The organism is Flavivirga eckloniae (assembly GCF_002886045.1).
Lineage (GTDB): Bacteria > Bacteroidota > Bacteroidia > Flavobacteriales > Flavobacteriaceae > Flavivirga > Flavivirga eckloniae.
In genome coordinates this window covers 44717-71427 of sequence record NZ_CP025791.1, presented here as the reverse complement: position 1 = coordinate 71427, position 26711 = coordinate 44717, and the positions used below count along the sequence as shown (strand labels likewise).

At 33.8% G+C, this 26711-nt stretch carries 23 protein-coding genes and 1 other RNA gene; 12 read left to right on the top strand and 12 right to left on the bottom strand.

Annotation, left to right across the window (positions count from 1 at the left end; genetic code table 11):
• The first annotated feature begins 34 nt into the window (after positions 1–34).
• The gene (locus C1H87_RS00270; RefSeq protein WP_102753892.1) at positions 35–1495 is read left to right on the top strand and encodes a nicotinate-nucleotide adenylyltransferase; all 1461 of its coding nucleotides are present in this window, start codon (positions 35–37) and stop codon (positions 1493–1495) included.
• A 145-nt stretch (positions 1496–1640) separates the two neighbouring features.
• Here C1H87_RS00270 and bcp read toward each other — a convergent pair whose 3' ends face one another.
• Positions 1641–2111, bottom strand: coding sequence for a thioredoxin-dependent thiol peroxidase (gene bcp / locus C1H87_RS00265; protein WP_102753891.1), 471 nt, complete (start codon positions 2109–2111; stop codon positions 1641–1643).
• A 35-nt stretch (positions 2112–2146) separates the two neighbouring features.
• Here bcp and C1H87_RS00260 point away from each other — a divergent pair, with 35 nt between their 5' ends.
• On the top strand, positions 2147–2806 hold the full coding sequence (locus C1H87_RS00260; RefSeq protein ID WP_102753890.1) for an endonuclease III domain-containing protein: 660 nt from the start codon (positions 2147–2149) through the stop codon (positions 2804–2806).
• A gap of 236 nt (positions 2807–3042) precedes the next feature.
• Here the strand turns inward: C1H87_RS00260 and C1H87_RS00255 are convergent, their stop codons facing one another.
• Positions 3043–3627 (bottom strand): RNA polymerase sigma factor, encoded by a 585-nt coding sequence (locus C1H87_RS00255; RefSeq protein WP_102753889.1) that lies wholly within the window; start codon positions 3625–3627, stop codon positions 3043–3045.
• A 240-nt stretch (positions 3628–3867) separates the two neighbouring features.
• Here C1H87_RS00255 and uvrA point away from each other — a divergent pair, with 240 nt between their 5' ends.
• Positions 3868–6651: an excinuclease ABC subunit UvrA gene (gene uvrA, locus C1H87_RS00250; RefSeq protein WP_102753888.1), complete on the top strand. Its 2784-nt coding sequence runs from the start codon at positions 3868–3870 to the stop codon at positions 6649–6651.
• Between the two features lie 699 nt (positions 6652–7350).
• Here uvrA and C1H87_RS00245 read toward each other — a convergent pair.
• Positions 7351–8427, bottom strand: a complete 1077-nt coding sequence (locus tag C1H87_RS00245) for a DUF3667 domain-containing protein (RefSeq protein ID WP_102753887.1) — start codon at positions 8425–8427, stop codon at positions 7351–7353.
• Positions 8428–8722: 295 nt separating this feature from the next.
• Here C1H87_RS00245 and C1H87_RS00240 point away from each other — a divergent pair, with 295 nt between their 5' ends.
• Positions 8723–9169, top strand: coding sequence for a hypothetical protein (locus C1H87_RS00240; protein ID WP_102753886.1), 447 nt, complete (start codon positions 8723–8725; stop codon positions 9167–9169).
• Positions 9170–9257: 88 nt separating this feature from the next.
• A complete protein-coding gene (locus C1H87_RS00235; RefSeq protein ID WP_158655069.1) occupies positions 9258–9980 on the top strand; it encodes a hypothetical protein in 723 nt (240 codons plus the stop codon).
• Between the two features lie 198 nt (positions 9981–10178).
• Here C1H87_RS00235 and C1H87_RS00230 read toward each other — a convergent pair whose 3' ends face one another.
• Positions 10179–11606 carry an SDR family oxidoreductase gene (locus C1H87_RS00230; RefSeq protein ID WP_102753884.1) on the bottom strand — a complete coding sequence of 476 codons (1428 nt, stop codon included), beginning with the start codon at positions 11604–11606 and terminating at the stop codon, positions 10179–10181.
• A gap of 234 nt (positions 11607–11840) precedes the next feature.
• Between C1H87_RS00230 and C1H87_RS00225 the strand changes: the two genes are divergently transcribed.
• Positions 11841–13166: a hypothetical protein gene (locus C1H87_RS00225; RefSeq protein WP_102753883.1), complete on the top strand. Its 1326-nt coding sequence runs from the start codon at positions 11841–11843 to the stop codon at positions 13164–13166.
• 159 nt (positions 13167–13325) lie between these two features.
• On the opposite strand, the gene C1H87_RS00220 is transcribed toward C1H87_RS00225, so the two are convergent.
• Complete coding sequence (locus C1H87_RS00220; protein ID WP_102753882.1) at positions 13326–14054, bottom strand: NYN domain-containing protein; 729 nt, start codon at positions 14052–14054, stop codon at positions 13326–13328.
• Between the two features lie 160 nt (positions 14055–14214).
• On the opposite strand from C1H87_RS00220, the gene C1H87_RS00215 reads away from it, so the two are divergent.
• On the top strand, positions 14215–16818 hold the full coding sequence (locus C1H87_RS00215; RefSeq protein ID WP_102753881.1) for a zinc-dependent metalloprotease: 2604 nt from the start codon (positions 14215–14217) through the stop codon (positions 16816–16818).
• A 187-nt stretch (positions 16819–17005) separates the two neighbouring features.
• Here C1H87_RS00215 and C1H87_RS00210 read toward each other — a convergent pair whose 3' ends face one another.
• From C1H87_RS00210 to C1H87_RS00185, 6 genes are all read right to left on the bottom strand, one after another.
• A complete protein-coding gene (locus C1H87_RS00210; protein ID WP_102753880.1) occupies positions 17006–17554 on the bottom strand; it encodes a 1-acyl-sn-glycerol-3-phosphate acyltransferase in 549 nt (182 codons plus the stop codon).
• Between the two features lies 1 nt (position 17555).
• Positions 17556–18638 carry an iron-containing alcohol dehydrogenase family protein gene (locus C1H87_RS00205; protein ID WP_102753879.1) on the bottom strand — a complete coding sequence of 361 codons (1083 nt, stop codon included), beginning with the start codon at positions 18636–18638 and terminating at the stop codon, positions 17556–17558.
• Between the two features lie 51 nt (positions 18639–18689).
• A complete protein-coding gene (locus C1H87_RS00200) occupies positions 18690–19307 on the bottom strand; it encodes a CatA-like O-acetyltransferase (protein WP_102753878.1) in 618 nt (205 codons plus the stop codon).
• Between the two features lie 5 nt (positions 19308–19312).
• Positions 19313–20017, bottom strand: coding sequence for an HAD family hydrolase (locus tag C1H87_RS00195; RefSeq protein WP_102753877.1), 705 nt, complete (start codon positions 20015–20017; stop codon positions 19313–19315).
• A gap of 45 nt (positions 20018–20062) precedes the next feature.
• Positions 20063–20791, bottom strand: a complete 729-nt coding sequence (kdsB, locus tag C1H87_RS00190) for a 3-deoxy-manno-octulosonate cytidylyltransferase (protein WP_102758123.1) — start codon at positions 20789–20791, stop codon at positions 20063–20065.
• Positions 20792–21026: 235 nt separating this feature from the next.
• A complete protein-coding gene (locus C1H87_RS00185) occupies positions 21027–22454 on the bottom strand; it encodes an ATP-dependent DNA helicase (RefSeq protein WP_102753876.1) in 1428 nt (475 codons plus the stop codon).
• A gap of 120 nt (positions 22455–22574) precedes the next feature.
• On the opposite strand from C1H87_RS00185, the gene C1H87_RS00180 reads away from it, so the two are divergent.
• The 5 genes from C1H87_RS00180 to C1H87_RS00160 all read left to right on the top strand — a co-directional run bounded on the left by C1H87_RS00180 (position 22575) and on the right by C1H87_RS00160 (position 26134).
• Positions 22575–23312: a hypothetical protein gene (locus C1H87_RS00180; protein WP_233783272.1), complete on the top strand. Its 738-nt coding sequence runs from the start codon at positions 22575–22577 to the stop codon at positions 23310–23312.
• Positions 23296–24117: a DUF3822 family protein gene (locus C1H87_RS00175; RefSeq protein ID WP_102753875.1), complete on the top strand. Its 822-nt coding sequence runs from the start codon at positions 23296–23298 to the stop codon at positions 24115–24117. Before C1H87_RS00180 ends, C1H87_RS00175 begins: the two co-directional genes overlap by 17 nt.
• Positions 24117–24656 carry an RsmD family RNA methyltransferase gene (locus tag C1H87_RS00170; RefSeq protein WP_102753874.1) on the top strand — a complete coding sequence of 180 codons (540 nt, stop codon included), beginning with the start codon at positions 24117–24119 and terminating at the stop codon, positions 24654–24656. The genes C1H87_RS00175 and C1H87_RS00170 overlap by 1 nt, the downstream gene beginning before the upstream one ends.
• A gap of 158 nt (positions 24657–24814) precedes the next feature.
• Positions 24815–25342, top strand: a complete 528-nt coding sequence (locus tag C1H87_RS00165) for a nuclear transport factor 2 family protein (RefSeq protein WP_102753873.1) — start codon at positions 24815–24817, stop codon at positions 25340–25342.
• 39 nt (positions 25343–25381) lie between these two features.
• Complete coding sequence (locus tag C1H87_RS00160; RefSeq protein WP_102753872.1) at positions 25382–26134, top strand: hypothetical protein; 753 nt, start codon at positions 25382–25384, stop codon at positions 26132–26134.
• 63 nt (positions 26135–26197) lie between these two features.
• Here C1H87_RS00160 and rnpB read toward each other — a convergent pair.
• Positions 26198–26588, bottom strand: an RNA gene (rnpB, locus tag C1H87_RS00155) — RNase P RNA component class A.
• Between the last annotated feature and the right edge of the window lie 123 nt (positions 26589–26711).

Sequence of the window (26711 nt, the reverse complement as noted above, 5' to 3'; positions counted from 1 at the left end):
ACCTTTGTAAACGGACAAACAACCAGTAAAAATAATGGAAATAACCATAAAAGGGGATAAAGAATTTGATGACATTCCGTCGTTGAAATCTAAAGCGCTCCGTATAAACTTAAACGAAAATATTTACGGAACATTTGCTGAAATTGGAGCAGGTCAGGAAACCTGTCGTCATTTTTTCAGAGCTGGGGGAGCTTCTGGAACCATTGCAAAAGCAATGTCTGCATACGACAAAGATTTTAGTGATGCCGTTTATGGTGCTGAAGAAGATGGTAGATATGTAACAGAAGCGCGATTAAGAAAAATGCTTACCCATGAGATGGAACTCATGGAAACTAGGTTGACACGAGAAAAACATCCAAATAAAATATTCTTCACTTACGCCAATACCGTCGCTACAATAGATTTTGCTAAGCAATTTAAAGGACACGGATGGGTTGGTATTAAATATCAAGTTGAACCCACTGGCGGTTATAACGAAATTATTTTACACCTTAGGTTTAAGGAAACCGATGCACGTTTACAACAAGAAACTCTTGGTGTATTAGGGACTAACCTTATATATGGTGCATTTTATAAATATAACGAACCTAAAAAATTACTACGTTATTTATACGATCATTTAGATAAAGATCAGTTAGAAATTGATACGATTAATTTTTCAGGACCAGCTTTTGCCAATGTCGACAACCGATTAATGAGTTTACAGCTCGTTAAAAATGGTATGACAGATGCGGTAGTTTTTGGTCCGGACGGTACAAACGTACTTCCAGCAAGAGTTTTCTACAAAAAAAACATATTAGCATTACGTGGTAGTTTCAGACCAGTTACCAAAGTAAATATGGCAATGTATGAGAAGTCATACGAAATGTTTACCAAAGAAAGTAAAGTAAATCCAGATAAGACCGTAGTTGTTTTTGAAATTACATTATCGAATTTAAGAGCCGAGGGAGAAATTGATGAGCAAGATTTCATCGATAGAGCAGATTTGCTATGCTCGTTAGGACAATCGGTAATGATTTCCAATTTCCAGGAGTACTATAAAGTTGTTGAATATTTCTCAAACTATACAAAAGCCAGAATGGGACTAGCTATGGGAGTTAGCAATTTGGTTGATATTTTTGACGAGAAATACTACCGCCATATAAGTGGTGGTATTCTTGAAGCCTTTGGTAAATTATTCTTCAAAGATCTAAAGGTTTACTTGTACCCAATGTTAGATCCGGAATCGGGCGAGTTGATTACGAGCGAAAACTTAAAAGTTTACCCACGTATGAAAGAACTATACAAATTCTTTAAATACAACGGAAAAGTAATTGATATTGAAGATTACGATACTAGTATCATGAATATCTTTTCTCGTGAAATCTTGCAGATGATTTCTGAAGGTGATTTAGGCTGGGAAGCTATGGTACCAGAAGGAACAGCAGATTTAATTAAGGATTACCGTTTGTTTGGATACACCAGAAAACCACTTACCTTAAATAAACGAAAATAATAAAAGGTATATTACAAAGTTTTTAAAGTGTCTGTCATTCAGAACGAAGTGAAGAATCTCTTAAACGCTAAATGTTTATTAGGATATTAAAGATTTTTCACTTGCTTCGACTACGTTCAGTAGAAGTCGTTCTGAATGACACTCTTTATACAGCCTCGTTCTGTTTTTCTAATATTTGAGCCGCATGATCTTTAGTCTTAACCTTATCAATAACACGCTCAACAATACCTTCCTCATTAATTATAAAGGTCTTTCTATGGATGCCGTCAAATTCTCTACCCATAAACTTTTTCGGTCCCCATACTCCAAATGCGTCAATAACCGTTTTATCCACATCTGCCAATAAAGGAAACGGAAAGTCGAATTTCTTCTTAAAATTCGATTGTTTTCTTTCAGAATCCGCACTAACACCCAACAACTCATAACCTTCTTCTTTTAAGGCTTCATAGTTGTCCCTTAAATTACAAGCCTCTAATGTACAACCTGGCGTATTAGCCTTTGGATAAAAAAATACAACAAGCTTTTTTCCTTTATAATCGTTTAAGGTCACCGTATTCCCTTGTTCATCAGTTGTTGAAAAATTAGGAACGGTATCACCTTGTTTTAATGTATTCATAGTATTAACTTTGTTTTCGAGCAAAAATACAACTTATGACTAAGGAAAAAAAGGTAGATTTCGTAATTAAAACTTTAAATGAATTTTATCCAGAAATACCAATCCCTCTAGATCATAAAGACCCATACACCTTACTAATAGCCGTATTAATGTCTGCACAGAGTACCGATGTTAGAGTAAACAAAATAACACCATTACTCTTTGAAAAAGCTGACAACCCTTACGATATGGTGAAACTTTCTGTAGAAGAAATTAGAGACATTATAAAACCAGTAGGCTTGTCCCCAATGAAAAGTAAAGGCATACATGGCTTATCGGAAATACTAATAGAAAAACATAACGGCGAAGTGCCACAAAGTTTTGAAGCCCTGGAAGCACTACCGGCTGTAGGACACAAAACTGCAAGTGTAGTTATGTCTCAAGCTTTCGGTATTCCGGCTTTTCCTGTAGATACTCACATACACAGACTTATGTATCGATGGAATTTAAGTAACGGTAAAAATGTTGTGCAAACAGAAAAAGATGCAAAAAGACTGTTTCCAAAAGAACTTTGGAACGACTTGCACCTTCAAATTATTTGGTATGGTAGAGAATACTCACCAGCCAGAGGTTGGGATCTGGACAAAGACATTATTACTAAAACAATTGGAAGACAATCGGTTGTAAATGAGTACAAGAAATTAAAAAAGTCCTAACATACCACATATTAGGACTTTTTGAAAACTTAGTTTAGAAGCGCTTCAAACTTCAATTTATTACAATTTATAACACTTAAAGCCTTAGAGTAATTTAGAAGAAATTTAACCGTTTCCTCTTTCGGTTCTTGATCGTTCAAATTTTTAATGGAATTTTCAGAGTAAAATTTTGCCATGCTAACAATTTAAGAATTAATATAAACCATTAACGCAACAAAAATCACTTTATTGTGTAATCAATTTGTTAAAACGATATTATGCTTTTCTATAATCTTTCTTAAATTAATCAAAGCATAGCGCATTCTACCAAGAGCGGTATTAATACTAACGCCTGTTCTATCCGATATTTCCTTAAAGCTCATATCGTTATAAATACGCATTAACAATACTTCTTTCTGGTCTTCGGGAAGTTCGTCTACCAGACGTCTCACATCAGTTTCAACCTGTTCTTTTATAATACTTCTTTCTGCATTTAAGCTTGTGTCGCTAAGCACAGAAAAAATACTAAATTCTCCAGCGTTATCAAACTTTGGCATTCTCTTATTCTTTCTAAAAAAATCTATAACCAAATTATGTGAAATACGCATTACCCATGGTAAAAATTTACCTTCTTCGTTATAGGCACCGCGTTTTAGCGTACGTATTACTTTTATAAAAGTATCCTGAAAAATATCTTCAGCGACATCCTTATCGTAAACTTTAGAATAAATAAAACTATAGATCTTTTGTTTGTGCTTATGGATAAGAATTTCTAAAGCACTTTCGTCTCCTTTAATATAATTGCTAACCAAGTTAGCATCTGAAATAATATCGTATTGCATAATAATTACTTTTAATGCCTCAAAAAGAGGACTCCTTTGTTTGGGGTTACATGTTTAAAAGTAATATTTTGCTATAGGCGAGAGTTATTAATTTAACAATTATACGAATTCAAATATAATAACATTCATTCCTAAAAAACAAAAAAATGAGATGTTTTTTGATAATTAATTATAATAAGATGCATTTTTTAGGCTGAAATACTTATAGTATCTTTGTAGAATTATTCCTTTAAAAAGCCTATGATTACTAACATCGCCGAAGTGAGTCCTAAAGAAAATATTATCATTAAAGGTGCTAAATTGCATAACCTTAAAAACATCGACGTAGTGCTACCTAGAAATAAGTTAGTGGTTATTACGGGGTTATCGGGGTCTGGAAAATCGAGTTTAGCCTTCGATACATTATATGCAGAAGGACAAAGACGCTATGTTGAGAGCTTATCGAGTTATGCCCGTCAATTTTTAGGCAGATTAAACAAACCTAAGGTAGATTATATAAAAGGAATTGCACCAGCTATAGCCATAGAGCAAAAGGTTAATTCTACCAATCCGCGATCTACTGTTGGAACAACTACAGAGATTTACGATTATTTAAAACTATTGTTTGCCAGAATTGGCAAGACCTACTCGCCTGTTTCTGGCAGTGAAGTAAAAAAGGATACCGTTACAGATGTTTTAAATTATATAAAAACATTCCCAGAAAGAGAAAAACTACTCCTACTCGCTCCTATTCATTTGGAGGAAGGTCGTAGTATGGATGATAAGCTCAAAGCGCTTAACCAACAAGGATATGCCAGGATTAAAATAAATGATTCTGTTGTTCGCATTGATGAAATAGAAGAAACACCAAGCTCTGAAGACATCCAATTAGTAGTTGATAGAATTATAACCAAGGACGAAGAAGATTTTCTTAATCGACTGGCAGATGCTATCCAAACAGCTTTCTTTGAAGGAAAGGGAACCTGCATTATTGAAACATTAAGCGATAATAAACAACGGGTATTTAGCAACAAGTTTGAATTAGACGGCATGGTTTTTTTAGAACCTAACGTGCATTTATTCAGCTTTAATAACCCTTATGGTGCATGCCCTAAATGTGAGGGCTATGGTGATATTATTGGTATTGATGACGATCTGGTTATTCCAAATACGGGACTTTCCATTTACGAAAATGCCATTTTCCCATGGCGTGGTGATAGTATGAGTTGGTACAGGGATCAATTAGTAAACAATTCCCATAAATTCGATTTCCCAATTCACAAACCATATTTCGAGCTAAACGATTCGCAAAAGCAGCTTGTTTGGGATGGAAATGAGTATTTTGAAGGGTTAAATTCTTTTTTTGCTGAACTAGAATCAAAAGCATACAAAATCCAAAATCGGGTTATGCTGTCCCGTTATCGGGGAAAGACAAAATGTAAAGATTGTCAAGGTAAACGCTTACGCAATGAAGCTAACTATATAAAGGTTGGTGGCGCTACTATTACCGATTTGGTTGAAATGCCTTTAGATAGGCTAACAAGTTTTTTTAAGCAACTGGAGTTAAGTGATCACGACACAAAAATTGCCAACAGGCTTTTAAAAGAAATAAATAACAGACTTTCGTTTCTTGCCAATGTGGGGCTGGATTACTTAACATTAAATAGAAAATCCAATACCTTGTCTGGAGGAGAAAGTCAGCGAATTAACCTCGCAACCTCTTTGGGGAGCAGCTTAGTGGGCTCCATGTATATTCTAGATGAACCCAGTATTGGCCTTCACCCTAAAGATACCGAACGCTTAATTACCGTATTGAAATCGTTACGCGATTTAGGCAATACTGTTATTGTAGTAGAACACGATGAAGATATCATGATAGCTGCCGATAATATTCTGGATATTGGTCCTGAAGCAGGAACTTTTGGAGGTCATGTAGTTGCAAACGGTTCTTATGCAGATATTCTGGCATCAAATTCGCTAACGGCTCAATATTTAAATGAATCCCTTAAAATTGAAGTGCCTAAAACACGTAGAACATCAAAATACCACGTAGACATTAAAGGCGCACGAGAAAACAATTTAAAAAACATCGATGTTAGCTTCCCTTTAGGTATGCTCACTGTTGTTACAGGTGTGTCTGGCAGCGGAAAAAGTACCTTGATTAAAAAAATACTATATCCTGCCTTACAGAAAAAACTAACCGATTTCGGAGATAAAGCTGGACAATTTAGCAGTCTGGAAGGTAATTTTAGTAACATTAAGAATATTGAATTTGTAGATCAAAACCCTATAGGGCGTTCTTCACGCTCTAATCCGGTTACCTATATAAAAGCTTATGACGACATTAGAGCCTTATTTTCGAAACAGAAATTAAGTGCTATAAGGAATTATCAAGCAAAACATTTTTCTTTTAATGTTGATGGTGGACGTTGCGAAACATGTAAAGGTGAAGGCGAAGTAACTATTGAAATGCAGTTTATGGCCGACGTGCATTTAGAGTGTGAAACTTGTAAAGGGAAACGCTTTAAAAAAGAAGTGCTTGAGGTTACATTTGGCGATAAAAGCATCGATGACATTTTAAACTTAACTATTGATGATGCTATCGCATTTTTTGATACTCATAAACAAACAAAAATAAAGAACAAACTCCAGCCATTACAAGATGTTGGTTTAGGTTATGTAACTTTAGGGCAAAGTTCTTCTACCCTTTCTGGTGGTGAGGCGCAGCGAATAAAACTAGCCTCCTTTTTAGGCAAAGGCAGCAATAAAGAAAAGATGCTTTTTATTTTTGATGAACCTACTACAGGTCTGCATTTTCATGATATTCAAAAATTATTAAAATCTTTCACTGCACTTATAGAAAACGGGCATTCCATTATAGTTGTAGAACACAATCTGGAACTTATTAAATGTGCCGATTTTATTATAGATTTAGGTCCTAAAGGCGGAGAACATGGCGGGAATCTAGTAGCCATGGGAACCCCAGAAGATATTATAAAGGTAAAAGCCTCAGAAACCGGAAAATATTTAAAGGATAAACTTTAATGAGTTGGTATTCTTTAAAAAAGATCTAAAAATAATGTTTTGTCATTCCGAGGAACGAGGAGCCTGCCTGTCGGCAGACAGGGAATCTCAATTTTATGAGATGTCTCGTCACTCATACTTCGTTCCCTGCCTGCAGGCAGGCAGGTGTCGACATGACAAAGCACTATTTATCAACAACATAAACATCATTTACCTGTTTTAATTTACGTCGTTAACGTGTTAATATATCAAACTAGGCTTAAATCAAAACTGATAGCCAACACCAATCTGAATAGTATTTACGCGTTTTATAAACAGCTCCTTTATCTTGCTCAATATAAAATATAGGTAATACCTTACATAAAATCCCTTTAGCATAAGTATTTATCCGTTAGAATTAAATTTTCTGTTGCATATTGAATAGTGAATAAAATGAACGTAAAGAGCTTAATAGTAGCACTAATAACTATAACCGTTTCGCTAGTTAGCTCTTATATATAAACTTTTTAAAAAACCTACTTATAAACCCTGATATGAGAGAGATTTTCTGTTTTAGTAATTAGTTAAATGATTTTTTCCACCCCTCCTATCATGGCAAAAAGGTGCTCGATTTTCGGGCACCTTTTAATTATTTATAGCTTACAAAATGCTATATATAAAGACCCCGTTAAAAAGCGGGATTTTAAAAATCGAGTTTTCTTGTCACACAGCAAGCGTGGACTAATAAAACAAGAAACCGATTAAACCAACTATTATAATAGCGATGGGAACAACAAACATCAAGTAAACAAAGCTTGAAATACTGGCTTTTATAAAACTTGAAAACCATCCCTGATTATAGAATCGTTTAATAGCAACCAATAAATAGAAAAAAGTAGAAACCACAAGTAGAAAATCTATCCCGTTGGACACTTTTATAAAGTTATTGACAATTAAAATCAAACTAAATACAGTAAACAGGAACGAAAAGAAGTAAAAGCTAAAAACCAAATGGTGGGCGTAACGCCCTCGATTATAAAACAATAATTTTAATATAAGCGCAAAAATAGGCAGTAAAACGAACAACGAAATAGGGATTGTATCGTAAATAGCCTGCAAAATTTGTCCGCCATTACGCTGTTTATAAAACTTAAGCACCTGAATATAAAACTTTTTGGTAATATAATTAGCATCATCACTCATTCCCATAGCTTTATAAATCTCCTTATCTGATGAGTCAGTAGCTAATAAAGAATCTATTTTGTTTTTATTCATTAGAAATGACGATCCAGAGTTTTTACTTGTACTAGCTTCAGCCTTTATTACAGAGTCGAGAACTTTTATTTCTTCCTTGTCTACTCCAAAAATCTTATTATTAGAGATAGGCAGTAAAATACTATCGAACTTAATGGAATCTATCTCTTTTATATTTTCCAGTCGGAGACTATCTGAAACCAAAGATGTTTTAAAAGTTTTCTTCAATCCCTCATCTAAGTTTTGTACCTGCTTTCTAACAACAGTAGCCGAAAGTAAAAAGAAAAAAACCACCGAAATAAACAAATAAAGCTGAGCGGGGTGTAAATACATTAACCGCCTGCCTTCAACAAACGTTTTTGCTAAATAACCTGGTTTAAACAGTAAAGGCAAAAAACTTTTAAAAAAACGGGCATCGAAGGAGAAGTAATTGCTTATCGTATTGTAAAACAACACTCGTACTGTGAGATCATCTTTAGCCTGTTGTCCACAATGTGGACAAAATTTAAATGATTCTTCGAATTGATTTTCACAATTTTTACAGGTTTCCAACTCCGTTTTCATTAAAATGATTGATTTTTTATAAAAATAGAAGTTTTTATCATACTATATGATATATAGCATTGAAAAAACAAACTCCTTTAATATATCCAATGAGGTACGATTGAGTCAACACACTATACAATAAATATGATCATTAATTCATTTTGTAAGACTTGTTTTTCAAACCAAAAAACACTAAAGACGCACAAAACACTGTAAAACAATTACTTACATTTTTGGCACGCAAATTGAAAGGCAATAAACAAACAGAGTAAGCCGAAAAGCTAAAGAGTAGGCAAAATTTAATCCCATAATCATGAAAATAAAAATTACCCTATTAAGTGTTTGCTTTTTTTTAATTGCAGCATCAAGTTTTGCTCAAAAAAAGAATGCCCCAAAAAGTATTATAAGTAAAAATATAGGCATAAAAAAATATCACGATAGCGAAGAACTAAACCGAATGCAAAAAGGCCAGTTATTGCAATTGTATACCGAAAGAATTGAAGTTTTAACCAACATTTTACCGTATATAGCCTTTGCTACTAAGCCTGGCATTACGATGTCTACTCTAGGTATCCCAAATAGCAACGAAAATAGAAAAGCGCTGGATAATCAAATTGAAAACACCGAGAATTACGTAAAAAACACCATCGAATTTCAAAATGTTATTTTACCGTATTCTGATACTGGAAACCTGGTAGCTGCTGTTTTATTCTATGAAGAGATCATGAAATCCATTCATACTTACGGCGAATTCCATTAATAGCATGTATTGCTAGTATAAGAACCACCAAACCTCATAGCGTAAGCCGAAAAGCTAAAGAGTAGGCATAATAATTAATCCTATAATTATGAGAAGATTATTACTATTATTTGCAGGTTTGTTAATAGGATTAACAACTGTATCAGCAACAGAACTAAATCACCAAAAATTAGAAAACAATTTAGACATTACTAAACGTTACCGCTACGCACAACCAATTAAATTTTTAGAGCGCGGTATTGAGTTTTTAATTTTTCCAGATGGAAGTTTCGATTTTAACACAAATGCCAATAATGCATGTTATAACGATACGTATTTCTACAAAAGAAATTCCAGAAGAGGTTCTGTAAATGCTACCTATGGTACAAAGCACAAAAGATACAGATATAATGCATATCGCTATAATAATGGGGTTTCTATTATACACGACAGAGACGGCAAAGTTAGACGTATTGGTAATGTATATTTAAATTACGATAGGTACGGGAAAATTAAACGTGTAGGATCAGTCTACATGAATTACAATTACAGACGACATGGTAGACTTAACCAAGTTGGTGGATTACGAGTACATTATAACCATTGGGGACAGATTATTAACACTCGTGGACGCGTAAAACATTCTAGTAATTACTGTAATTTTTGTGGTGTACAATCCTGCACCATAGATCATTCGCATAGAAATAGAGATCATGATGATCGTGATGACCACGACAACGATTGGGACGATGATGACATCTATGAAGACGACGATAATTACTACTATTATAAACAAAATGGCAAAACCAAAAAGCATCGAAGAAATAGTTAATGCTTTTAGAAAATAATTTAAGATTAAAAAACTCGAAGTTTGTAGCTTCGAGTTTTTTGCTCATTTAATATGTAAATATTTTCTGTTTTAGCATATTCATCAGAATTTCGAGAATACAACAAAAACAAGTCCTCTAACAAAAAACCTGAAATACTTATTTACTGATTAACAACAACTTAAAGAAAATCCCAATATTGCTTACACTTTATCATACTTGGTCAATTGCCGTATCAATCCATTAAAGATCAATCCATGCAAAGGAAATACCGCATACCAATATAATCTTCCTAATAACCCTTTGGGTCTAAACGTAGCGGTTTGAATAAGCTCATTATCCAGTATTTGAAAATCAAGCCAAGCTTCTCCCGGCAATTTCATTTCGGCAAATAGCAATAAACGTTTTTCGGTTTTATTGGCATATAAAACCCGCCAGAAATCTAGTGTATCACCAGCATGAATATGGTTTATGTTCGTTCTCCCTCTTCTCAAGCCAACACCACCAAAAAGCTTATCGATAAACCCTCTAAGTTCCCAAAGCCAATTGGCATAATACCAACCTGTTTTTCCTCCAATCTGCCATATTTTATCAATACAAGATATCGTATCTAAAACTTGCCTTTTACGAACATCTTTAAAGCATCCAAATACTGGAACCTTGATGTAATCGGATATTTTAAAATCTATCCTACCACTTATGGTTGAATCTTTCCAGCTAGAAACAATCTCATTTTGCTCTATTTTCTTAAAGGCCTGCCTAATGCAATCCGTATAGGCCAATGGTTGAATATTTAAGATCTTATTGATATCATCATTGTTAGCTATAACTTCAACCTTCATGCTGTCGACTAACGAAACTGCAAGTTTATAAGATGTAGATGTTACAAAATATAACCAATACGATGATAGTCTTGGGGTCATTACCGGTACTGTCCAGATATATCGTTTTAATCCCCGAACCGAGGCAAAATCTAATAACATATCTTTATACGTAAGAACATCTCCACTGGCAATATCATAGCTTTTATCAAACACTTTTTCGTTATCAATTACACCCGTTAAGATTTTAATAACATCTGAGATTCCAATGGGTTGGCACTTGGTCTTTAACCATTTTGGAGCGATCATAATGGGTAATTTCTCTACCAAATCGCGTATAATTTCGAAAGAAGCACTCCCCGAACCAATAATAATACCAGCCCGAACGCAGGTTAGAGCATATTTTCCCTTACCTAGTTCTATTTCAACATTTTTTCTGGAATTAAGATGCTTCGATAATGTTTGTGAGTTTACAATGCCACTCAAATAGATAACTTGATTGGCATTCGTTTTCCCCAGAGCTTCCCTAAAATTAATTGCGGATTCCTTTTCTAACACACTGTAGTTTTTCGAGGCCGACATAGAATGGACTAAATAATAGGCAAAATCTATATCTCTCGGAATGTTATCAAGAGATTCTCGTTTGGTTAAGTCTATTTCAATAACTTCAAGTTTACCTTGAAAGGCATTTTCCAGGTAAAACTTGTTTTTATCTCGCACACCACAAACAACATAACACCCCATCTCCAATAAAACCGGTAACAGTCTTTTTCCTATATATCCTGTAGCTCCAGTAAGGAGAACTTTCATAGTATCCTATTTTAAATAAACTTAACAAAGTGATATAAAAGCGTTTTGATGTTTTATATCCTAGTCATAAACGAATTTCGATAATTTTTCCCACAATACCAACAGAAGCTATTCTAGTTAAAAAAAACTTATCAACACTTATTTACTGAATAACAGACACTTAAACCAACCACCCGTTTTTTGGCACGCTGTTTGTAATTAACCAAACATATTCATCCATTAAAACAAATTGTTATGAAAAAGTTTATATTCTTATTAGCAGGTTTAGCTCTTACAGGGTTTACTGTTAATGCAACCACAACCAACGCTGACACCAATTCTACATCTATTTATACCAGAGGTTATGGAAACTCTTTCATATTTGTTGAAGACGGTATAGAATTCTCCGTATTTCGAGATGGACAATTCGATTTTAATATACAACGTTACTGCGGTTCTAACGTAAATGTTTCCATAGGAACTCCAAACGTTAATTTTAGTTTTAACTCTGGGTACGATTATAACGCCTACGTACAATACGATGAATATGGCGCTATTATTCAAATAGAAAACACTCCTATATATTACGATTACTACGGACGTATTAGTCGCGTAGGAAACGTAAGGATAAACTATAATAACTACGGTTATGTAACCCGTGTAGGTGGTTTATATGTACACTACAACCGTTACAATCGTTTTTCACACTGTACTGGTTTTATAAATGTATACAACAGAAATTATGTTTTCAGACCATGGCACAGATATTACAGTGTTCCTGCTTATGACTACTGTGTGGTTTATAACAGACCCTACAGACAATATTATAGACCTGTACGTTATACTTACAATAGACCGTTTTATAACAATTACAGACCTAGAACATCTATTGCCACTAGAAGAGGTAATACTATAAGTAGACACAGAGGTTATGCTACAGTAAACAGAAGCAAGAGAAATGTAACACGAGTAAACAGAAATGCAAATTACAGACGAAGTGTTGCTCAAAACAACAATACTAGACGTAGCAGTGCTATTAACAGAAATTCGGGAAGAAACTATTCAGATTCAAATAGAAATGCTACAAGACGTAATAGTACTGTAAATAGAGATTCCAGAAGAGATTATTCAAGCCCAAATAGAAGTGTAACAAGACGTAATAATTCTACAACTGTTAACAGAAATTCAAGAGGTAATACCGTAACTAAAAGAAGTACTACGGTTAGACGAAACACAAATTCAGGTAACACCAGAAATTATGTGCAAAGAAATAGTAACAAAAGAACTGGAGTTGCTACTAACAGGTCAGTAAAGCCTAGAACTTATAATTCTAGAACCGTAACACGTAAAAGTGTGGTTACGACAAAACCAAGAGTACAACAAAACAAACGTTCATACAATAGAAATAATACGAGTACCAGAAATACGAAACAAGTAACGCGTACTACAACCCAAAGATCCAGAGCAACGCAACAAAGAAGCGTTAACAGATCTTCGCAAAATAGTAGACCAAGAGCGACACAAAACAGAAGTAGATCTGGGAATAACAATATGCGATCGACTAGCAGAAGACGATCATAACAATTTTGGTTGGTTAGTTTGGAAAGCCCTACGAAATGTTTGCCTCAAAGCAACATCGTGGGGTTTTCTGTTTTTTAGACGTAATATTTAGTCATCCAGCACGGCCACTGAGTACTTTAGATTTGTATAAATTATATTCGAAGAGAAACTAGAAATAGGTCACTTATTCCGGACATAAATTAATTTAAACCGTCCGCTGCTTTGATCACGCTGTTCCATTTCAAAATGATCTAATGATTTAAAAAGAGGCATTAACTTATCAAAACCAAAGTTTCTCGAATCAAAATTAGGTTGTTTCTTTAAAATTAAAGAACCAACATCTCCAAGAAAAGCCCAGCCATCATCCCCAGCAGCATCCGATACCGAGTTTTTAAGAAGCCTAATTACTTTAGGAGTAATATTATATAAATTCGCCTTTTTAGATTTTCCTTCCTTATCCCCTTTTTCAGTATCCTTTTTAAGAATTTCCAGATAAATAAACTTATCGCAAGCCACAATAAACGGGTTAGGGGTTTTCTTCTCTCCCATACCGTAAACTTGCATGCCAGCTTCCCTTAACCGAGTAGCCAATCTGGTAAAATCGCTATCAGAAGACACCAAACAAAAGCCATTAACCTTTTCAGAATATAAAATATCCATGGCATCAATAATCATTGCAGAATCCGTGGCATTCTTTCCTGTAGTATAACCATATTGCTGAACTGGCGTTACAGCATTTTCCAGCAACACAGTTTTCCATTTAGATAAGTGTGGTTTCGTCCAATCTCCGTAAATACGTTTTATGGTTGGTGTACCATATTTAGCTATTTCTTCCATCATTTCAGAAATGTACTTCGAAGGTATATTGTCCCCATCAATTAATATGGCAATCTTAGTGTCTTTTATCATAAGTGGTTAAAGATACTGATATATTGTTTAATAAACTTCTTAAAATATGCAACCTTAGAGCTCTTTTAACATTTTATATAGACATTAGCCAGTTCTTTATCTTTAATTTTATCGCGACTAATTCAAAAAATTAATAAAACCTAAACTCTAATCGTTTAACATGATGACATTAAAAAATTTAAGAGCCACAAAACTCATTTGTTTTGTGCTAACATTAATGCTTTTTACCGTATCGGAAAATGCAGTGGCTCAAAAAAGAAAAAAAGGAAAAGAAAAAAATCAAATAGAAGTTGCTGCCAAACCTGACAAGAAAAAACCAAAGAAAAAAACGATTACCGAACTGGTTAAATCCAGTAAAAAAATAGATGGTCTCTTCACCATTTATCAAGACACTATAACGGGGACAATACAAATGCTTATTTCTGAAGATCAGATAAACAAAGAATATATCTATTTCAGTCAAATCGCCAATGGCGTTATGGAGGCTGGAAGAGCCATAAAAGGTATTTATAGAGGCTCCAAAGTATTTAAAATTGAAAAGTATTTTAACAAAATCGAGTTTATTACCCAAAACACCTCATTTTACTTTGATCCGGAAAGTCCACTTTCTAAATCTAAAGATGCCAACATTAGTAATGGTAATATGGCTAGTATAAAAATTGAAAGCCACGATGAAAAAAAAGGGCTTTATCTTATAAAAGCCGACAACCTTTTTTTAGCAGAAACACTATCTCAAATTAAACGACCTAAATTGCCGGGTACGCCTCCAAATACTTTTAAATTAGGTTCTTTAAGCAAAACAAAAACTAAAATAAGTGCTATTAGAAACTACGATAGCAATACCGATTTGGAAGTAGAATATGTTTACTCCTCTCCTTCTGTTTTAAATAATGGTTCTAATGCCTTGGCAGATGGCAGAAACGTAAGTGTTAAAGTGTATCACAGTTTAATAGCTATGCCAGAAAACGATTATGAAATTAGGTTAGATGACCCTCGGGTTGGTTATTTTACAAATCAAGTTGATGACCAAACTTCTACCGATGCTACGCCATACCGCGATCTAGTACACCGTTGGAACTTAAAAAAGAAGGATCCTAATGCCTCCATTTCTGAACCTGTAGAACCAATTACGTGGTGGATAGAAAATACAACTCCTTTAGAATGGAGAGAAACTATAAAAAATGGTGTTTTAAAATGGAACGTAGCTTTCGAAAAAGCTGGATTTAAAAATGCTATGGTTGTAAAAATTCAACCAGACGATGCCAAATGGGATGCTGGCGACATAAGATATAATGTATTACGCTGGACTTCATCGCCTAAACCACCTTTTGGCGGATATGGACCCAGTTTTGTAAACCCAAGAACAGGACAAATCCTAGGGGCTGATATTATGTTGGAATATGTGCATTTTACCAACAGGGTGATGTACGATAAGTTATTTCATCTAGCATCAGCTAACGAAACTTATGAAAATTCAAGTCTTGAAGAAGATCATAACATGTATTGCTCTTTAGGTCATGTTATGCATGAAAATACACTTTTCGGAAATGCGGTTTTAAAAGCTACCAATGCTACAGATCTGGAGATGAAACGTATGAAAAAAGAAGCTATGTTAGCATTAATTATGCACGAAGTCGGGCATACATTAGGACTAAACCATAATATGAAAGCCAGTCAACTATTCTCACCAGAGCAATTAGCAGATCCCAATTTTATTAAGGGCAAATGTTTAACCGGTTCTGTAATGGACTATGCTGCTATAAATGTAACTAGAGACAGATCTAAACAAGGGCAGTATTACGATACAGCTGTTGGTCCTTATGATATTTGGGCGATTCAATTTGGATATACTCCTTTTAAAACTGAAGCAGAAAAAACGACATTATTAAATAAATCAACCCAACCAGAACTTATTTTTGGTAATGATGCCGACGATATGCGATCGCCCGGAAAAGCTATTGATCCAAGGGTTATGGTTGGAGATATGTCTAACGACCAAATTAGATATTCCATCGATCGATTTGAAACCGTTAACGCGATGATGCTTGGTATAAAAGATAAGTTTACCAAATCCGGTCAGTCTTATCAAGAATTAAGGCAAGCCTATCTCATTCTAAGTAGTCAAAAGGCTAATGCAGCCAATGTAATCTCAAGATTTATTGGTGGTGTTTATGTAGATAGAGCCATGGCGGGACAAGAAGGTGAAAAACAACCGTACACACCAGTAAGTCTAAACGATCAAAAAAGAGCTATGGTTGCTTTAAGTAAATATGTGTTCGCACCCGATGCTTTTAAAGCTCCTAATGATTTATACAACTATTTGGCCATGCAAAGGAGAGGTTATAATTTTAGAACTCCAGAAGATCCTAAAATTCACAAACAAGTACTGGGATATCAAAAAAATGTACTAAGCCACATATTACACCCCAATACGTTGCAAAGAATAACAGATTCTGAATTATATGGAAACACATATAAATTATCAACCTTTATGAATGATCTAAATGGCGCTATTTTCAAGGCTGATATTTATTCCAATATAAACTCTTTTAGACAAAACTTACAATTGGAATATACAGACATGTTAATAAATATGCTTACCGGGAAACAAAGTGGGAAATATACAAACAATGCTAAATCTATGGCTTTATATAATTTAAAAAATATTAGAAACTTGGCTTCTAATACTGGGAATATATCCTCTAGAGCGCATAAACAACATTTAAGAACCCTCATAGACAATGCTTTAAAAGAGATAAAATAATACAGGGTTGTTAAAAGAATAGTGTATTTGAAACTAAACCATACGAAAAGCTCCCATATAAATCATATGGGAGCTTTTAGTTTTGTTAAGTAAAAATGTTTCTTTTTAGGTACAAATTAATTGTTTACTTTATGTTTCATTTCTACATATTAAGTAATATCCAAATTCCATGCCATATTTTTAAACCCTAGGAATAATGCGCTATTTTGCCTTTTACACCCTTAAAATAATTACGCATAAACTTAAAATCGGATTCCATGCTATCGGTTGGATAAAACGGTTCTGAAATTTTATTTTGTTTATTTTCAAAATCGAGCGTAATCATTATAATCGGTACTTTGGCTTTTTTAGCGATATAATAAAACCCTGTACGCCATTCATTTACTTTTTTGCGCGTTCCTTCTGGCGCCATAGCCATCCTAAATTTTTCCTTTTCTTCAAATAAACGGGCAATTATATCTACTTTATTTTCTTTGGTGTGTCTGTCGATTGGTATGCCTCCCAATTCTCTAAAAAAACAACCCATAGGAAAAACAAACAACTCTTTTTTACCAATATAATTTGTTTTTATTCCTAATACAGAACGCAACAAAATACCAATATAAAAGTCGTGCCAACTCGTATGTGGTACGGTTATAATAATTGCTTTTTTAACTAAGTCTTTAGAGATATGAGTATTACCTACAACGTTCCATCCTAATAATTTAAAATAGATAAATCTGGACAGCCATCGCATACTACATTTTTTGATAAAGTTCCCTTAATTTTTCCCTAGTAATTGTTTTTTCCCAATTTTTTCCAAGAGCATTTTCCCAAAGAGGTTCTAAACTTAACGAAATATCGATCATAATATCAAATTGCTCATCAATTAAGTCTGCACAAATACCTTTAGGTAATTCAATATTGTGTTTGGCTTTCATTTCTTTAAAAAGCTTTACGCCTTCTGGGTAAAACTCTTCTAATTGATCGAAAACAATACAGTTTCCAATTCCATGCTTAGTACCCAACAAATACGATAAGCCATAACTCAAAGCATGGGCAACACCCACTTGCGAATAAACAATACTCATACCACCATGCCAAGAAGCCATCATTAGTTTTTCCTGAGACTCTACCTCTGGAAGTTCCCCGTTTAAAAACACTTCTTTACAAAGCTCTAAAGCCATGTCGCCATAACTTTGGCTAAAAGCATTTAAATAAGTTCCTGTTAACGATTCTACACAATGGATATAGCAATCCATTCCTGTATAAAACCACTGATCTGTAGGAACATCTTTTGTTAGCTCAGAATCCAATATAACTTGGTCAAACGGCGTAAAGTCCGAATTAATACCTAGTTTTCTATCTGGTCCTGTTAGTACGGTTGTTCTTGAAACCTCTGCTCCTGTACCAGATATGGTTGGAATACCTACATGGTATACACCTTCGTTTTTCACTAAATCCCAACCTTGGTAATCTTTAGATTCTCCATTATTGGTTAACATTATAGAAACTGCTTTAGCAAGATCTAAAAGCGTTCCTCCTCCTATGCCTATAACCCCAGACGGGCGTTCTTTTGTTAATAAAATAATTTCTTCTACCAAGGCATCTACTTGAGATGTTTTGGGTTCTTCTTTTGAAGAAACAAAAATAAGTTTGTCATCATAAGATAACTGTATTCTTGAAGTTAACCAAGAATTGTTTTTAAAAACATCATCTACCAAATAAATAAATGGAGCATTGATGCTTAAACGTTTTGGGGCCAAAATTTCGTTTAACTGATTGAAACTACCTCTACCAAAAATAACTCTTGGCACCATTGGAAAGTTTTTATAACTCATTTAGTATGTTTTCTTTTACAAAAAGTAAAAATAGTATTTATTTTAAAATTTTTACTGATCTAGGTTGTTTTGGAATTTTTCTGAAAATAAACCAACATGGTAACCATCTACCAAGGCATGATTAACATTAACAGCTACATTCATTATTAGTTCATTATTAACTTCACTTAATTTGCCAAATGCAATTTTTGGTACAGATTCCAGTATTCCGGAAACGGGCTCTTTATGTCCTGTAAAATGAAGCCAAGGCATGGCTGAACAATGTATGCAGTCTAAGCCATTTTGGGGCGGATATAAATCCATTGTGTTTTCAATTCTTTCTTTTTCCATAGCAATATTCTTTATAAAAACATTCAAATCGTTACTATACTCAATGAATGAAAAACCAAACGTTTTATTACTTCGCATTATTGTAGCAGATGCATGTATAACATCATGATCTACAATGCTTTCGTTTTCTATTCGATACCTAAAATTATCGATTGTATTTATAGCTTCCATACAATCATGTAGATATTTTGCAAAAAAACTTATATTGTTTTCTTTCGAAAATTTATAGGCTTTAGTCACATTAAACGGAATCGTTACTCCAAAATAAGGGTCTTTTAATCCACAAAAATGCTCATAATGCTGCTTTCTATTCCAGGTATTTAAATCAATTATCTTCAATGAACTTAGTCTAATAAATTTATTACCTCTCGTAAACTACTTACTGTCTTGTAAGTCTTTCCGTTAGTTTCTTTTTCTGTAACCTGTTCATGTGCCCAAGTAGTATGAAAAGGAATATGAACAGCATGAGCTCCTATGTTAACTAGTGGTAACACATCCGATTTTAACGAATTTCCTATCATTAAAAACTCAGAAGGTTTAATGTCTAAATGGTTTAACAATTTAGAATAATTCGTTTCCTTTTTATCGCTTAACACTTCAATATGGTGAAAATAACTGGTAAGACCAGACTTTTCCAGTTTACGTTCTTGGTCCAGCAAATCACCTTTTGTAGCTAGTATTAAACGGTATTTTTTTGATAGTACGCTTAAAACCTCTTCAACCCCATCAAGTAATTCTACGGGTTTTTCAAGCATACCCTTACCAATACCAAGTATAGCTTCAATGGTTTTGTTTGATACATTGTAGTTAGACAATTCTAAAGCAGATTGCACCATAGACAGCGTAAATGCTTTAACACCATAACCGTATATGGGTAAATTGTCTATTTCCGTTTTAAACAATTCCTGATCTATCTTATTTGGAGTTTCATAGTCTGACAATAACCTCCCAAATGTCTCTTCGGCTTCACGAAAATAGGTTTCGTTTACCCAAAGTGTGTCATCTGCATCAAAGCCAATAACTTTTATATTTCCGTATTCTTCTGTCACTTCAATATTGTTTTAATGAATTAGCAAAAACTAATTTCAGTCAGCTTATTTCCATACTTTTTTAGCGCGTTCTAAATCCTCAGGAGTGTCTATTTCAATCCCCTGAACATCGGTTTCTACCATTTTTATTCGCTTTCCATATTCTAAATAACGAATACATTCAATCTTTTCTGAAGCCTCCAATGGCAGCATAGGCAACTTGTAAAAATCTAATATAGCGTCCTTTCTAAAGGCATAAACACCTTTGTGCTTATAGTATTTTACCCCAGCGTTCTTTTCTCTTGGAAAAGGAATTGGACTTCTGGAAAAATAAAGAGCAAAATTAGATTGATCTACTATAACCTTAACTGTATTCGGATTATTAATTTCATCCAAATCCGTAATATGAACCATTAAGGACGCCAGATCAATAGTTTTCTCATGATCACCTTTAAAAACGTCAATTAGCTTAGCTAACGATTCTTTATCTGTAAATGGCTCATCTCCTTGAACATTTATAACAATATCCACATCCATTAACTCTACGGCTTCAGCTATTCTATCACTACCACAATCATGTTCCTTTTTACTCATCATAGCTTTTCCGCCGTTATTTACAATTTCATCATAAATAATCGAGCTATCTGTAACAACAAACACATCATCAAACAAATTAGTTGCTACTGTGGCTTCATATGTACGCAAAATAACCGTTTTACCCCCAAGGTCTTGCATTAGTTTTCCTGGAAATCGCGATGCACTATAGCGTGCAGGAATCATCGAAATTATTTTCATAATGAATAGGTCAGAATCTTGTCCAAAAATAGAACAATTATTATTAGATTTTGCATTTCTAGGGCTTAAAATTTTAAACAATGTAAATTATAAACCACACCAAATAGTATAATTTCATATAGACTTACTTTTCCAAAATTCGAGGCATAAAAACAAAAAGCTAAAATTGAAACCGATACAAAAACGACTTTATTAGGTCAACTAAACACTGAACACTGAATACCGAACACTAAAATCAAACGTCTTCAAAAAAATCATCCTTAAAACCGATAAGGTACAGTTTTTCTTTAGCTCTGGTTACGGCTGTGTACAACCATCTTAAATAATCTTTATCGATACCGTTTGGCAGATAAGGCTGTTCTACAAAAACAGTATTCCATTGCCCCCCTTGCGATTTATGACAGGTAATGGCATAAGAAAACTTTACTTGAAGCGCATTAAAATGCTTATTACCTTTTACCTTTAAGAACTTTTTATATTTACTGGATTCGTCCTCAAAGTCTTTCATGACTTCCTGATATAGCCTATTGGAATCTTCATAAGGTAATGATGGTGTTTCAGCATCAATAGTATCTAACAGCAAAACAGTTTCAAAAGGTCTCATTTTAGGATAATCTACCATACGTACTTTAACTTCCGCAAAGCGAAAACCGTAAAGTTCCTGAATACTAAAAATCTCGAGAACTTCAATAATGTCACCATTGGCAATAAACCCAGCTTCTGTAGTTGGTTTTATCCAAAAATAATTGTTTTTAACCACCATTAAATAATCTCCAGCACTAATCTCACTCTCGTTAAACAAGATCCTATTTCGTATTTGCTGATTGTACAAATTAGCACGCTTGTTACTTCTTACTATAATAGCAGTTTCTTCTTTGCCTAAATCGCTATAAGCATCTGTAATGGCATCCATAATATCATGACCATCAATGAGCCTTACAATATCCTTAAAGTCGACCAAATCGAATTTGAAACTATCATAAATATTATATGTCAAGGCTTCGCGAAGTACAGTTGCATTGGCAAGTATACCTGAATCTTGTGCTTGCCTTACAACTTCGTCCAATTCCGTTCCGGAAACCTCTTTGTTGTAATTTAAGCCAAGTGAATCCTTATTCAAAGCAGGGCTTATATCCAATTTAACCGGTGGTAACTGAGCCGTGTCTCCAATTAAAAGTAATTTACACTGATGCCCAGAATAGACATACTGTATTAAATCGTCCAATAGCGAGCCATTTTCAAAGAATTTCGATTCTCCGGGAGTATCTGGTATCATTGAAGCTTCATCTACTATAAAAACCGTGTTTTTGTGTTTGTTTGGTTGCAAGACGAATTTAACCCCACCACCACTGTCTTTCTTTGGGAAATATATCTTTTTATGTATGGTAAATGCTTCTTTTCCTGAATAATTAGAAATAACTTTGGCCGCCCTACCTGTTGGAGCCATTAAAACGGCGCTTTTCTTTGCTTTCCACAAATTGGTTACGATTGTTCCTACAATTGTTGTCTTTCCTGTACCCGCATACCCCTTCAACACGTATAAAGCATCGTTTTTTTTACTAAAAATAAACTCCGATAGCTGTTGCAATACAACGTCCTGTTTTAACGTTGGTTTAAACGGAAATTGCTGTTTTATAAGGGAATAAAATTCGGATGGCGTCATTAAAGGTTTAGGCAAATTAAAAATTATTCAAATATAGAAATGATTTTTACTCTTATTAGGTTTTTACGGTTAAAAAAAAATTGTAGATTTGCGAAAAGACTTTTAATTAAAAACATCCCTATGTTGACATTTATTCTGATTGCTGTAGCAGTGATATTAGTTACAATTGGCTTGGTTAAGCTAATTGACAAATTCGTTCCTTTAAAAATTAAGCCTGTTTTAACCATTGTCCTTTGGGTATTAATTGGTTATTTAGGCTACCAAACATACCTATCTATTTATGAGCCTATTCAGTTCAACAAGGTTAAGAACAAACGTTACAAAACAATAATTACAAGTTTGATCGATATTAGAGATGCTCAACTTGCCCATAAACAAGTAACTGGTAGATTCTCAAATAACTTTGAAGGTTTAATTAAATTTGTTGATACGGCTGAATATACAATCACTCAACGTAGAGATTCTACTGTTATAGATGAAGCATTAACAAAATTATATGGTGTAGATACTACTAAGGAAATTGTAATAATCGATACTTTAGGTTTTGTTCCAGTAAAAGATTCTTTATTTAAAAATTCGAACCATTACAAAAGCATGATGTTTGTACCAATAGGTAAAGAAGGTGCACGATTTGTTTTACAAGCTGGATTTATAGAGCAAAACGATATACAAATACCTGTTTTTGAAGCTTCTGTAAAAAAGGACGTTATTTTATATGACCAAAACCCAGATCTTCTTGTTCAAGAAAACCAAGTGGTTTCAGTAGACGGAGTAAATGGAGACGCTTTAAGAGTTGGTTCTATGGATGAAGTTAAAACAATAGGAAACTGGCCAAAAAATTATGGCTCAGCCGAATAAAAATATTAATATACTTACCAATACAGAACTGTCCATTCAAATAAGTTTGAGTGGACTTTCTTTTTGTATATTACAAAAAGATACCAACACGATCTCGTTTTTAAAAAGTTTCGATTTTGATAAGAAGCTAAATCCTTTAGAGATATTAGATTACTTAAAAAATACTTTTAATACCGAAACTGCTCTACAAAAATCATTCGCTAATATTTGTGTAATTCACGATAACGAGCTCTCTACTCTAGTACCAAAACCACTATTTGAAGAAGATTGTATTGCAGACTATTTAAAATTTAATTCTAAGATTCTTAAATCGGATTTTATAGCCCATGATGATATTGTGCTAAACGACAGCGTAAATGTATATGTACCTTATATTAATATCAATAATTTTATATACGAAAAATACGGGGCATTTACTTTTAAACACCTTTCAACTATTCTAATTGAAGAAATTTTGAATATTGAAAAAAACTCACACACCCCTAAGGTGTACTTAAACGTGAGTAAAAATAATTTTGAAATCATCATTACAGAAAAGGGCAAACTTTTGCTTTATAACACATTCGAATACAATACCAAAGAGGATTTTATATACTATCTACTATTTACCGTAGAACAATTAAAACTAAATCCCGAAACGTTGAATCTTATTTTTATTGGTGATACACATAAAGATGATGATTTATATAAAATAGCTTATAAGTATATTAGAAACATAAGCTTTGGTACCAGAAACGACAATTACAAATACGAAGTAAATCCAAAATATAATCATTCAGATTTTACCATAATAAAAAGTTTTTAATGCGTATTATTTCAGGTCTTTATAAAAGTAGAAAAATTGTTGCTCCTAAAAACTTACCTGTGAGACCAACAACCGATATGGCCAAGGAATCGCTGTTCAATATTATAAATAATCTATTTTATTTCGACGAAATTTCTGTTTTGGATTTGTTTGCCGGTACTGGCAATATAAGTTACGAATTCGCATCAAGAGGCTCTTTAAATATCACCTGTGTAGATCAGGATTATGGCTGCATTAAGTTTATAAACCAAACTGCTGAGGCTTTCGACATGCCTATTAGTACTATTAAAAGTGATGTTTTTAAATTTTTAGAGAGGTCTAATTTACAAACCAACATCATATTTGCAGATCCTCCATATAGCTTTACAGAAGAACAATTTTCTAAAATTCCAGAATTGGTTTTTCAAAACAATTTGTTATTAAAAAATGGTGTTCTCATCATAGAGCATTCCAAGCATACAAACCTATCCAACTTAAAGCATTATAGCTACTCAAAAAGCTATGGTGGTTGTGTGTTTAGCTTTTTTGAAATAGCATAGAGCACACATTATTTTTTGTTAATTCCTTTTTTTTCAGTAACTTAGATATTCCCTGAGAGTCCCAGGCTCTATATATACTTTATCTCATCAAAGAAGTGCGCTTTTTTGTAATTGCTTATGGTCTAATTTGAAACACTAACTTCAAAACCATAAACAAAATGAAAAAACTCCTTTTATTACAGTTAATAGCCCTTCTCTTTATTGCCTGCGGAAAACAACCCCAACAACGCTATTTTGCAGAATCTGCAGAAATTGAAACATTAAAATCTGGTATTAAAGCCTACGAAACGGGTGACTGGGACAAATGGAAAAGTCATTTTGCAGACACAGCAAAAATCTTTGTTAATTCCACTAAACCTTTAACTCCAGAAAAGCGATTAGAAGGGTTAAAGGCTATGACCAGTGCCATGTCTAAATATGGCTTTAACCATGAAAAAGAATACATTGAAATGGTTCTGGACAAAGAAGATGAAACCTGGGTATATTATTGGGCTACACACAAAGGCACTTTTGCTTCTAACAATAAAGAGTTAACCATACCTGTGCATCTGGCTGTGCAATTTGTAAATGGAAAAATTGCAGAAGAACATATTTATTTTGATGGCACAGAAATGAATGCAGAATTTGCGGCGATAGTTGCCGAAAAAGCGAAAGCAGAAGACACAACCGAAGTTTCAGAAGATTAAAATTACTAACCAACCTTTAATTAACTAAACGTATTAATTATGAAAACAATTAAAACTGCTATTATCTTAACAATAGTATTATTCTTAACGTGTCATGTGTCGCAAGCTCAAAAAATGTTTAGTGTTCACCAAGACAATGTAAAACCTTCAAAGTTTATTGAATACGAAAAAATTGCAAAAGAATTTGTTACAGCCACGACCGAGCATAATGTTCAAGACGAATGGTTTGCAGCTATGTCCAACGATTTTAAATATTTTTATATCACGCCGATTGAAAATTTTGCAGAATTGGATAAAAAACCTTTTGCCGATATGGCTAAAACTATGGGGGACAAATTCTTAGACATGTTTACCCGTTTAAATAAATGCCTTGATTCACATGGTACCTATATCGTTTTAAGTGACGATGATCTAAGCTATATGCCAGACGGAGCCAGTGAAGCCATTAAAGGTGAAAATTATCGCAAATGGTTTTACATGTATTACACACCCGAAAACGCTAAAAAAGTAAAGGAAGGCATGAAAGCCGTTAAAGAGCTCTTTAAAAGCAAAGGCTCTACAAACTATTACCGTGTTTATAAAAACGGTTATGGCTCTTTGGAAAACTACTATTTGGTATCAGTTTCTGCTAAAGATGAAATAGATGGTGCTACACAAGCTAAAGCAAATCAAGAAGTTTTAGGACCAGATCGTATGGAAACCTTTAGCAAAGTACTAAACCACATAAGCAGAATGGAAGAATACAGTGGAGAAATGCGCCCAGACCTGAGCTACTCTGCTAAAAAAGAATAATTACTAACCAACCATTTTTGGCCAAATGGTAAACCCTTCTTAAGTTTAAGAAGGGTTTATTTATTTTCAAGTAAATCTATAAGCCGAATTCTGTTTATCTCGAACTTGTTTTAGGATCACCCAAAACAAATACAAGAATACTTTATCATTTATCTACGTATATTGTTACCAATACACTTTAGCTGCCTACCCTCCAGTATCGAGCGTGCAGCCCTCAAACACTGGTATACATGGCATTGCACCACATAGAGTTTACCCGGTTTCACTACAGCATGACCTGTACATACTTTCTGTTGCACTTTTCCTAGCCTCACGACTGGTGGCTGTTAACCACTATGTTGCACTACGGTGTTCGGACTTTCCTCTCAAGTGCTGAACTTGTTTCAGTACCTTTTAAATATAAACTTAGACACTAAAACAAATTCAGCACAAAAGCGATAAAGCGATCTACTTAACTGCAAAATTACAATAAAGAAATCTTAAAAAACAAAACTGTTCTCTATTTAAGTACTTATTACTTAAAGTTGTTAATAACTCGTCTTAAATTTTATGTGCATTATCTTAAATTTTAAGTTGA